Genomic DNA, 11,944 nt, shown 5'->3' on the forward strand with positions numbered 1-11,944 from the left:
ATAAAGGGCCTTTAATTAGCTCAAAAGCCCTCGTTTTTTATAGAAAATACCGATTGATATATTCAATCAAATAGGATTTTCTTATACGAAGATTATTCTTTCAAAATCCTAACTATTAATTCTTCTGTTGAATTTTCGCCCAAGTATCCCTCAAAGTAACCGTACGATTAAAAATCAAATTTTCGGGCTTTGAATCGGTATCAACATTAAAATATCCTAAACGCTGAAATTGAAATTTTTCTCCAACCTTGGCGCTTTTAAGATTAGGTTCCAAATATCCGGTAATTGTTGTCAACGAATCCGGATTTACAAAATCCATAAAATCTTTGTCCTTATGTCCATCGGGGTTTTCGTCATTGAACAAACGATCATACAATCTTACCTCTGCGGTGATAGCATGTTTAATCGAAACCCAATGCAGGGTTCCCTTTACCTTACGTAAACTTTCTTCTGTTCCACTACCGCTTTTACTTTTAGGGTCATAGGTACACTGCACCTCAATAATATTCCCATCGGTATCTTTTGTGCATGACTCCGCTTTAATAATATATCCGCTTTTCAATCGAACCTCACTACCTAATTTCAACCTAAAGAATTTTCGATTGGCTTCTTCCCTAAAATCCTCCTGTTCTATATACAGCTCTCTAGAAAATGGTACTTCTCTCGTACCTGCACTTTCATCCCCTGGGTTGTTTTCGGTTTTCAATAATTCCTCCTTATCCTTAGGGTAGTTCGTAATCACCAATTTTAAGGGATTTAGAACCGCCATTACTCTTGGTGCAATCTCATTTAAATGTTCACGAACGTGAAATTCCAATAATGAAACATCAACAAGGTTATCGCGTTTTGCAATACCAATGGTATCTGCAAAATTGCGGATAGATTCCGGTGTGTACCCTCTTCTGCGCAATCCGGAAATCGTAGGCATACGAGGATCGTCCCAACTCGAAACAACACCATTTTCTACCAACTGGAGCAGTTTTCGCTTGCTTACTATCGTGTGACTCAAATTTCTACGCGCGAATTCCCGCTGTTTGGGTCTCAGCTTATCAGAAGATACCAATTGGTCTAAACACCAGTCGTAGAGTTCTCTATGTGGCAAAAATTCTAAAGTACATAGCGAATGTGAAACTTGCTCCAAATAATCGCTTTGCCCATGTGTCCAATCATACATTGGATAAATACACCAATCGGTATTTGTTCTGTGATGTGCTTTATGTAAGACGCGATACAAAATAGGGTCGCGCATCAACATGTTTGGCGAAGCCATATCTATTTTGGCCCTAAGCACATGTTTCCCTTCATCAAACTCGCCATCCTTCATTCTTTGAAACAGTTGTAAATTCTCTTCTACAAATCTATCTCTATAAGGTCCGGCAACCCCAGGTTCTGTGGGGGTTCCTTTCTGTTTTGCCATTTCCTCGGAAGATTGGCTATCTACATATGCCTTCCCTTCTTTGATCAATTGAATGGCCCAATCATAAAGCTGCTGAAAGTAATCTGATGCATAACATTCTTTATCCCACCTATACCCAAGCCATTCTACATCCCTTTTAATGGCATCAACATATGCCTTTTCTTCTTTCGCAGGGTTTGTATCGTCAAAGCGCAGGTTTACCGGGGCATTATAGCTTTCACCAAGCCCAAAATTTAGGCAAATTGAGCTCGCATGGCCCAAATGCAGATACCCATTTGGTTCGGGTGGAAAACGAAAACGTAAATCGTCTCGTTTATAATTATTTGCTAAATCTTCTTCAACAATATGTTCAATAAAATTGAGGGCTTTTTCGGCCTTTTCCATCAGAATTAATTTGTAAGCGCAAATGTAGGAAAAATGCGGTGTATCGTACGTTTTTCGAGCCTACTCCAACAAAAAAATCGAATTCACAACATATTTAGGGGTGTGTACAACAATAAGTTTCCATTGCCCCTAATATCAATCATATTTGTATATAGAATACCGTATTACCATCTGAGCCAGTGAAATACACTGTCTCAAAATCTTAAAAAGCAAGAAAAGCGACCCCAAAGCTAAACCATTGCCTTATGAAAGATGTAAACCTATGTAGAACACTTATGCTGACCGTATGTATTGCGCTGTTCACCAGCACAATAGCAATTGGTCAAGTATTGAACAAACCTGAGCCTGCACCAAATGCGAACATCGGAGCGACCTCTCCGTGGACCGCTGCATGTGCCTCTGCCGATTTCAACGAATACTTTATGAACTTCACTTGGAGCCCACCATTAGTGGACTCTGCCAATGAATTCATACTTGAGCTTTCCGATGCTTCGGGAAATTTCGATGCGCCAACAGAGTTGGATAGGGTAAGTGACAAGAATACTAATTTTGATTTCGATTTTAGCTTTTCCCTGGCAACTGATGTGCAAGGCGATGGATATCGCTTTCGTGTGAGAAGCACAAGTCCTGCACTTATGAGTCCAGAGTCAGACGCCTTTTCGATGTATTATATTGGGTATAATAACCCTATTCTTATCAGTAAAGATGGTAGTGGAAACATTCCTCCTGGAGGCGTCATTGAAAACTGTAATAGTGGAAACATTACGCTTGCAACGCATAATGTGACTACGCCACAAAACTACAACTACAATTGGTACCGAAGCGGAACCTTATTAAGCGAAAAAACAAACTCCATTACGGTGACCCAAGATGGAATGTATTTTGTGGAAATCGATTATGGACCTAATTGTTCCGGTTCTGCAAATACTTTATCCAATACGATAGAGATTCAAACAGGTGCTTCTTCCGGAATTGCCATTGCTGCTTCTTCTGGCACTACTTTATGTGCGGGGCAGACAGTTGACTTAGTTGCAAATATAGATGACCCTACTTGGACCTATACTTGGTACCAAGATGGTGCGGCAGTAACATCACCAACTTTAGGCGACAGTTCATTTACAGTGAATAGTTCCACAGCAAACTTTGAAGGAGACTACACCCTACAAATTGAGGGTAGTGGTGTATGTACAGAAACCACAAACGCAATCACCATTTCTAATGCCGGAAACTTTTCTGTTTCCTTAGGTAATGATACCAATATCGTTTTACTTCCAGGCCAAACAAGAACCTTAAGCGTCTCTTCTACAGCTTCAAGTGCAACATACCAATGGTATAAAGATGGAAGCCCCCTCGCTGGTGAAACAAATACGACATTAGAAATTTCTGCTGTAGGCGTTTATTTTGCGAGAGTAACCGAAAATGGTGGTGCATGTTCAGGAAACACAAAAGATTCTGAAAACACTACTGCAGTGTTACCAGCCAGCTTTGAATTTACTATTGATTTTTCAAGTACCTATACTTCTTGTGAAAGCACAAGCGCAGTATTGGCTTTAACACAAATCAACGCGGTTGCAACGGACGGCACTAGAACAGATGTGACTGCGGACCTATCAGCTGACTTCTCTTATCAATGGTTGAAAGATGGCGTATTGGTAGCCGGTGAAACAAGTAATACCATTTCTTTGGCCTCTGCGGCTGAAAACGGCAACTACACATTAGAAGGTAGTTTAGATTCTTTTAGTCCGAACTCCAATGAAAGAAACGCTACATTGGCTAGCGGAGAAACTGTTACTATTAGCAGTACGGACTTAGCCCTTTGCGATGGCATCAATAGTGTTACCCTTATGGCAGACATTGATTTAGCGAATGAAACATTTACATGGACAAGGGATGGCAATACCGTCTCAACAACCGACCGTTCACTTACCACTAGTGAAACTGGGGTTTATGAATTAGAGGTCCAACGCACTGGTTGCCCGGTTAGATCCAATCAGGTTACAATTATTCAGTTTGATGAATCTATTGTTACTGTAGATGCTGATGAAAACATCATCTTTCAAGAAGGTAGTGCCCAAACTATCGCTGCCTCAGGAGCCCAGTCTTACGAGTGGTACGATGAAGGCAACACCAGAATATCAAGTACTGACTCGGTCTCTTTGAGCGAAGAAGGAACCTACCTTTTGGTAGCTTCAGTAGGCAGCTGTCAAATAACAAGAACCTTTACCGTTTCTTTTAGGGACAATTTTGCAATACCCAATGTAATCACAGCAAATGGGGATGGCATAAACGATTTATGGGTATTACCTAATACCTTTTCGAGAAAACCCGACGTGACGGTTATTATCTATAATGAAAATGGTGAAGAGATTTTAAATCAACCCGATTACCAAAACAACTGGCCACAATCGTCAACAGCATTTACCAAACAAAACATGATTTTCTATTACCGAATTCTTAATGGCGGTAAAACATTAAATCAAGGAACCATAACAGTTATTCGCTAAGCTCATCATGAGAAAGATTCAAGTACTTAGTATTCTTATAGTCACACTTATATGTTCAGGCATGTATGCACAAGAGGAAAATCCTTTTTTAACATACGAAGCCCCATCACAGAACTTGATTAAGTTTAACAGGTTTTTAATTAACCCAACATTTTCGACGGTAAGAGAAGATAAGTCCTATATTAATCTTTTTCATAGAAACCAATCGGTATCTTTTGATGACAACAATCAAACCTACTATCTAAGTTATAGCGGTAGAATAGGGGATAGGAGTGGTCTTGGACTAAGTCTTTATACACAGCGTGAAGGCCTTTTTAGCAATCTTGGCTTATTGGCCAACTACGCCTATGGAATTAAATTAAGTGAAAAAAGCAATTTCACTTTTGGTGCCAATTTCTCATATTACACAAGTGGTTTTGATGAAGGTCGTGCAAACACCCTAGACCCCGATGATGTTGTCTTAAATAGTTTGGATGACAGTTCTTTAATATCTTTTCAACCTGGTTTTAATATTTCTTACGGGCAATTTGATTTTGGTGTTTTTGCAGAAAATCTTTTTGATTATAATCTAAAAACAAGTGAGTCGAATACCGAGTTTAACGAGAAAACATATTCTGGTCATTTACAATATACCCATCAGTTTAAAACTACTGAAGGTATTTTTGAAAGTGGTCGTCTTATGCCTCTAGCAAGAGTTAAAAGAGTGGGCGAAGACGGTTATACCCTTGGTGGCAATCTTATTCTTGACCTTCCAAAATTAGGGTGGCTACAAGCTGGATATGATGATTTTTATGGCGCTGCAGCCGGTATTGGTTTTAATCTAACAAAGAATATTTCGTTAGGGTATACCATTGAAAAAGGTTTAAGCGAACAAGCCCAAAATTTTGGGGCCACCCATGAAATTTCGTTGGCCTATTCTTTTACTCCAAACTTGACGGAAGACCGTGTAATGCTTGAAAAAGATTATGAAGACCTTGTTGTAAATGAAGAGCCAGAAGTAGAAGAAATCTCCATAACCGAAAAAGACGCCTTGATAGCTGACTTACAACAGAAACTGGCCGAAAACGACGCCATTCTTGATGAGTTGTTGCTTCGTCAAGATTCTATTGAGCGCACTAGGGAGTCCGATTTGGAACGTAGGTTCAATATGGTGATGCGAATGGTGCAAAGAGAAACCAATGGCAATCCTAATTTAAAGAACAAAGCCCGAAAGGCTTATTTTCAAGACGCGGATAGTATGGGCATCGCCAGTAATGTTAAAACTGACAACCCTATTTCGAATCAGGGCATAACCAGTTCGGCTTCTACAAAACAGGGCATAGCCTTAAAGACGGCTCCAAAAACTTCTCGTATTTCTAATAACGAGATAAAGACCTCTTCTAAGAAAGACGCAATTTCATTACAAAACAATATCAAAAAGAATGCTGGTGTAGCAGCTACTACAAACACTCCAAGTGCTGTAGTAAAAGATAAGATTTACCGACCAGCTACGGCCAAGCCTTCTAAGAAGATAAACAGTAGGCTAAAGGCCTTCAATATTCCTGATGTAGAGAGCGGTTATTACATTGTAGCCAATGTATACAATGGCGAAAAATACATGAACACTTTTTTAGAAGATTTAGAATCTCAGGGTGTTGATGCAGATTATATAGAAAATCCACGTAACGGACGCAAGTATGTCTATTTAAAGAAGTTTGCCAACAAACAAGAAGCCATGACCGCCTATGCTTCAAAAATGGGCGGAACTTACAATAATGATATGTGGGTAATGAAAGTGAAAGGCACAGATGATTATACCAATGACATCGCCGCTACTACTGGCACGTCTAAGTACGGGGCCAATACCCTTCAAAAGAATATTGTTGAGAACAACAAACAAAACCCAAATGAAGTAACTGCAAAAACCTATAACCTGAACGGAGTTGGTAGCGGGTACTATATCATCGCAAATGTTTTTGCAAACACCTCAAATGCAAATCGCTTTGTGAAAAAACTAAATGCGCAAGGTTTAAATGCGGGTTACTTTATAAATCCAGAGAACAACTACAAATATGTGTATTTGAAAAAACACGAAACTTGGAACAACGCACTAATATCTTATTATGATAGGTTAGATGATGCCTATGATGATAAAATGTGGATCATGCGTGTTAAGCCTAATAAAATAGCTTAGGTCAAGTTGTTTTGTATGCTTTAAAACTCATTGCGCCCCTCGAACGTTCTCCGGTTCTCACTTTTATTTTCTCTAAGATCAGCCGATTTTTCTGTTACCAACTCATATAGAAACATATTCTTCTCTCAAATTAACATATGTCTTTATCTTAAAAACACACTGTTCATCTATGCTCTCTTATTTGTAACCCCATTAAAACTAGGGCTTACCATGAGAAATCCTGCTTTCACAACAGAAAGTAACCCTGCTACAACAATAAGTTTTCGACCTCAGTTTTAAGGCTAATCTTTGTTATTGGATAAGATTGGAGTAGCCCTATTTCAAATAGACAAATAGCTTAACTCTATCACTAAAACAACGCCAAGTCGCCCCCGGTTTGGCCCAGTTTTATTAAACCGACGAACTAAATGAAACTATCTTTTAGGATACCAAAACCTGCTTTTCTTTTTTTACTTTTCATACTCTGCTGTGTTGGTATAGCATCTGCACAAGAATACAATACTTTCGAAGTTAGATACCAGAGTAATTTAAGGGGTGACCTTACTTTTATTGGCAACAACATTCTTAATAGGGACAGTGGCACTAGTGGCGAAGGCCCGAACGATGCCTATAATAATCAGCGCAACAACAATAACGGCTCCACCAACAATGATAACAGCGGTTTTTACAATTACAATGATTTTAAAAATATGCAGTACATTGATGTAGATAGTGATCCATCTACATTTAGTTCAAGTACTTCAACATTTACATTTGAACAGGCCGATTGTAATTTAATTCGCTATGCCGGGCTATACTGGTCAGCAACCTACCCCAGTGCAACGGCGAATGGCTCTTATAATAGTTCAGGCTATACCCCCAATACCGTAGCTGTCGGAACAGGAAGAGAAACCGATTTTAACCAAGTGAAATTTAGGGTTCCTGGAGGGGCTTATGTAGATATTACTGCTGATGAAGTATTGTTCGACGGATTTAACAGTACCGATAATACTGTAAGACAAAACAGTCCGTATGCCTGTTATGCCGACGTAACTTCTATGATTACGGCATTGGCCAATCCCGAGGGAGATTATACCGTGGCAAACATCAGGGCAACAACTGGGGGCTTGACTCCTGGGGGCGGTTCAACCGGCGGTTGGACCCTTGTAATTGTTTATGAAAACCCAACGGTAACCGGTAAGTTTATAACCACATTTGATGGTTTCGCAAGAGTAAACGGAACAAACACTATCGATATCGATTATAGTGGTTTTGAAACTATTCCTACAGGACCTGTGGAAGCTGACTTAGGTGCCGCTACACTTGAAGGGGATTTTAGAATAGATGGTGATGGTTTAAGCATTGAAGCCTCAAGCAATTCAGGTTTTACCGCAATAGGCAACGCCACCAATCCAACAGATAATTTCTTTAACAGTAATATTACCTTAGATGGGGTCGTAACTACCAATAGAAACCCGGCAAGTACAAATACGCTGGGCTACGACACCGATATCTTCCGCCTAAATAATGCGGCCAACTCCATAATACCAAATGGTGAAACGGCAGCAACATTTCGGTTTTCTACAGATGGGGACCAATATTATCCCTTCTTTAATTCCTTCAATGTTGAGGTTATTGAACCCAATATTGTTCTAGAGAAAAGGGTAGAAGATATTGCTGGAAATGATATTACTGGCGCAGGTGTAAACCTGGGCCAATTTTTAGATTATGTACTCTCTTTTCAGAATATCGGAAATGATAATGCGACAAACTATACAATACGTGATGTTTTACCGATTAATGTCACTCTTGATGAAACAAATCTAATCTTACCTGCTGGGGTTACCTATGTTTATGCGCCAGCTACAAGAGAAATAACTTTTACAATACCCAATAATTTAATCGAAGAAAACGATCCTGCCTCTAGCATTAGAATGCGGGTAAGGGTAGCTGAAAACTGTTTTGATTTTATTGATGCCTGTACCGATCAAATTCAAAATGTGGCATTTTCTACATACCGAGGCCAAATCAATACAGCACAAATAACCGATGACCCCAGTGTTAACGATTTTGATTCATGTGGTTTTGTAAATGCAGGTGCAACTAACTTCTTGCTAGATGACTTGGATGCCTGTGATTTTTCAAGAACGGTTCAATTGTGCGGTGATAGTGTGGTACTTGATGCCGGTGATAATTTTGATGCCTATTTCTGGTATGTAGATGAAAATAATGACGGTCTAATTGATGCAGGTGACACCCTTATTTCGGGTGCTAATACAGATACCCTTCTAGTAACTGAAGTGGGGACATATATTGTTGACAAACAAGTTGCTGACCCCTGTAAAGGTTTTCAAGAAATCATAACCGTTACTTTGTTTGGCACAACCCAAAGCAATCCGATAACAGCATTGATAAATGATACTTCCAACACTGTAGAAGGAGAGGTCGTCGTTTGTCCGAATGACGGTGAAGAACTGCCGGAAATATTTCTTTGTGGACTTAATGACACTGAACTTATTCAAATTAATATCCCTGATGCAGATAGTATTGTTTGGGAGCAACTAGATGAGGCAAGCTGTACTGCTGCTACTGAAGACTGTGCCAATAAAAACAATACCTGTACATGGAATACGGTCGAAACCGGAGGTGATTTTACAGCATCGGATGCTGGTCAATATCGAGTAGTCATCAACTACGCCAACGGTTGTTTTTCAAGGTTTTATTTTAACATCTTCAAAAACCCTCTCGACCCACAATTCAACAGCAGTGATATCATCTGTAATACCCCTGGTAACATTACTGTCACCAATATGCCTTTAGATTATGAATTTCAACTTGTTGACGCTGCCAACGATGCCGTTTTAGTGCCATATAGTGCCAATAATGGCCCTAGTTTTGATATAGCGGCCAACGGTGCTTATCGCGTTGAAATGAGACAACAAGGCATTGTAGATGGTTGTGTTTTTATACTTGACAACATAGGTATTCTCGATAGAGATTTTCAAGTTGATGTTACAAGTAGAGACACAGATTGTAATGGTCTAGGTGAGATATCAATATCCGTACTTAATGTTGAGGCCCAATATTATTATGAAATATCTCAAGGAGGAACATCCGTTGATACTTTTGGCCCATCTAACGACAATAATTATACCTTTGAAAACTTAAATGATGGCGTTTATGATATTCTTGTAACTACCGATGACGGCTGTAACTACACAGAACAAGTTACAATTAACGACCTTTCCGATTTAGATTTAACAGCGAGGGTTTCTCAACATATTACGTGTAGAGAGGGAAATATTCAAATGGACTCCTCGGGAGGCCAAACACCTCATAACTATGCTATCTGGTCTTATGTTGATGATAACGGGGTTACTGTTACTTCCTATCCTACCGTTAATGATATTCCGGCTGGTGAGTTTCAGACCAGTGTGATTTTTGACATTCTTAATCCTGGAGACTATACGTTCGTTGTTGTTGATAGAAATAATTGTTTTGCTTTTTCCAATACCGTAAATATTGAATTTCAACCAGCAGCAGATTTCGACCCGACTTCAATTATTAATGTGTCTTGTTTTGGAGAATCTACGGGTTCTATAACTTATAATTTGGTCGATGATAATGGATTTAGACTGACCTATTACTTGTTTGATGGAGCGACAACAGATGAAAACAATTACGACATAAACAATGCGCTTGCGACCAACACTAATGGGTTCTTTCCTAATCTGCCACAAGGCGATTACTTTATAGTTATAAACCAAAGAAAGGGTAGTGCCGATTGTGATTATTTTGAAACTTATTCTGTTTCAGGTCCATCTGCCGCAGTTACTTCCAACCTTGCGCTAATTCAAGATTATACTTGTATCCAAGGCGGCATTATAGAAGCTCAACCAGCTACAGGAGGAACTGCGCCATATGCTTACAGTATTGACGGTGTAAATTTCATTCCAGATACGACACCAAACGCTAATCGCTTTGAAAATTTAACCGACGGCACATACACCGTAACGGTTAGAGACGCAAATGGTTGTTTCTTCGTCACCAATAGTTTAACTCTTGACCCTTTAAACCCCCCAACCGATTTAACCTTTACAGCTAGCGACCAGAACTGTCCTTCACTTACATCAGATGTGGTGGTAACTGTTGTAGATGGAAACACCCCTTTCAATTTCGAAATCATTGCTCCTAGTGCAATCGCCGCAACATCTATTAGCGGAAATACTGCAAATTTTGATGGATTGGCCCCAGACACTTATACATTTAGGGTTACCGACGACAAAAATTGTGTTTACGAAGAAAGTTTTACAATCGCTCCAGCGCCACAAATAACTGTTACTGGTCAGCTAATCAATAATATTTCTTGTTTTGGTTCGACCGATGGAGAGGCAAGGTTTGTTGTTTCGGATTTTGTAACCTCTTTTGATTATTCCGTTACAGGACCATCAGCTTTTTCAGGAACTGGAGAAACCAATGGAACTATTGACTTAAGTGGTTTAGATAATGGTACATATACGATTACGGTAACTGACAATGACACTAATTGCTCTGCTACTACAAGTGTACTAATTAATGCCCCGCCCGCAGCCCTGGTAATAACAGATTTAGATGTTACAGATTTAAGTTGCTCTGCTACAGGAACTGTTCCTGGATCCGTAACAATAACGGCAGAAAATGGCTGGGGAGGATATGAATATGAACTTGAAGATCCCTCTGGAACTGTCACAGGACCACAAGGAACGAATTCTTTTACGGGCCTTACCGATACCTCAGGAAACTACACCGTTACAGTTAGAGATGCCGGTGGTTGTGAGGTGACCCAAACCTTTGGCCTTTCGCCTACTATTTCGCCTGTGTTAGACGTAGTCGCAAACAATCTGTGTTATGATAGTAGTACAGGTTTAGAGCTCACAGCGAGCGTTACTTCAGGTGGTGTTGCTCCATTTCAATATCGTTTAAACGGTGGGGCATATCAATCAAACACAAATTTTACTAGTCTAGGGCCAGGAACATACACAGTTGAGGTAATTGATAGCAGAAATTGTACGGCTTCGGCAAGTATTACTGTTTTCCCTACCTTAAATGCCAGCGCTAACCTTGTTAAAGATTTAGATTGTAGCGCGACCCCCGATGCAGAAATTGCGATTTCCATATCAGGAGGAAACCCAACATTCACCTATGAAGTGTTTTTAAACGGAGCTTCTTTTCAAGCGAATACTCCTGTTCCTAGCACATCATTTTCATATTTTACTACAACTCCAGGAACGTATACCTTCACTATTACCGATAGTGAATCTTGTACGGTTACAACGAACGCTATTGTAGTTACCGATAATCCACTGCCAACCGTATCCCCCTTGGTAACGGATGTGCTTTGTAACGGTGACTCCAACGGTGCGGTCGACCTTAACGTGTCGGGCGGACTCGCTCCATACTCCATCGTATTCGACGGTAGTGCGCCTTCCACGCAACAAACCTACACGG

Annotated in this window: 4 protein-coding genes; 3 read left to right on the forward strand and 1 reads right to left on the reverse strand. The window is 39.9% G+C overall.

Going from position 1 to position 11,944, the window contains the following annotated elements; all coding sequences use genetic code 11:
* Nucleotides 1-115: 115 nt before the first annotated feature.
* Entirely contained in the window at nucleotides 116-1,801 is a 1,686-nt protein-coding gene (locus tag ACFSQJ_RS14095) for a glutamine--tRNA ligase/YqeY domain fusion protein (RefSeq protein WP_377767612.1), read from the reverse strand.
* 245 nt (nucleotides 1,802-2,046) lie between these two features.
* Between ACFSQJ_RS14095 and ACFSQJ_RS14100 the strand changes: the two genes are divergently transcribed.
* The 3 genes from ACFSQJ_RS14100 to ACFSQJ_RS14110 all read left to right on the forward strand — a co-directional run.
* A complete protein-coding gene (locus ACFSQJ_RS14100; RefSeq protein ID WP_377767613.1) occupies nucleotides 2,047-4,305 on the forward strand; it encodes a T9SS type B sorting domain-containing protein in 2,259 nt (752 codons plus the stop codon).
* A 7-nt stretch (nucleotides 4,306-4,312) separates the two neighbouring features.
* Nucleotides 4,313-6,478, forward strand: a complete 2,166-nt coding sequence (locus tag ACFSQJ_RS14105; RefSeq protein WP_377767614.1) for a PorP/SprF family type IX secretion system membrane protein — start codon at nucleotides 4,313-4,315, stop codon at nucleotides 6,476-6,478.
* Between the two features lie 407 nt (nucleotides 6,479-6,885).
* The coding region (locus ACFSQJ_RS14110; RefSeq protein ID WP_377767615.1) for a SprB repeat-containing protein at nucleotides 6,886-11,944 on the forward strand (5,059 nt) is incomplete at its 3' end.

The organism is Croceitalea marina (assembly GCF_042684265.1).
In the GTDB taxonomy this organism is placed as follows: domain Bacteria; phylum Bacteroidota; class Bacteroidia; order Flavobacteriales; family Flavobacteriaceae; genus Croceitalea; species Croceitalea marina.

Excerpts from the sequence above, each read along its gene's own strand:
- ACFSQJ_RS14095 (WP_377767612.1), bottom strand. The coding sequence starts at position 1,801 with ATGGAAAAGGCCGAAAAAGCCCTCAATTTTATTGAACATATTGTTGAA.
- ACFSQJ_RS14100 (WP_377767613.1), top strand. The coding sequence starts at position 2,047 with ATGAAAGATGTAAACCTATGTAGAACACTTATGCTGACCGTATGTATT.
- ACFSQJ_RS14105 (WP_377767614.1), top strand. The coding sequence starts at position 4,313 with ATGAGAAAGATTCAAGTACTTAGTATTCTTATAGTCACACTTATATGT.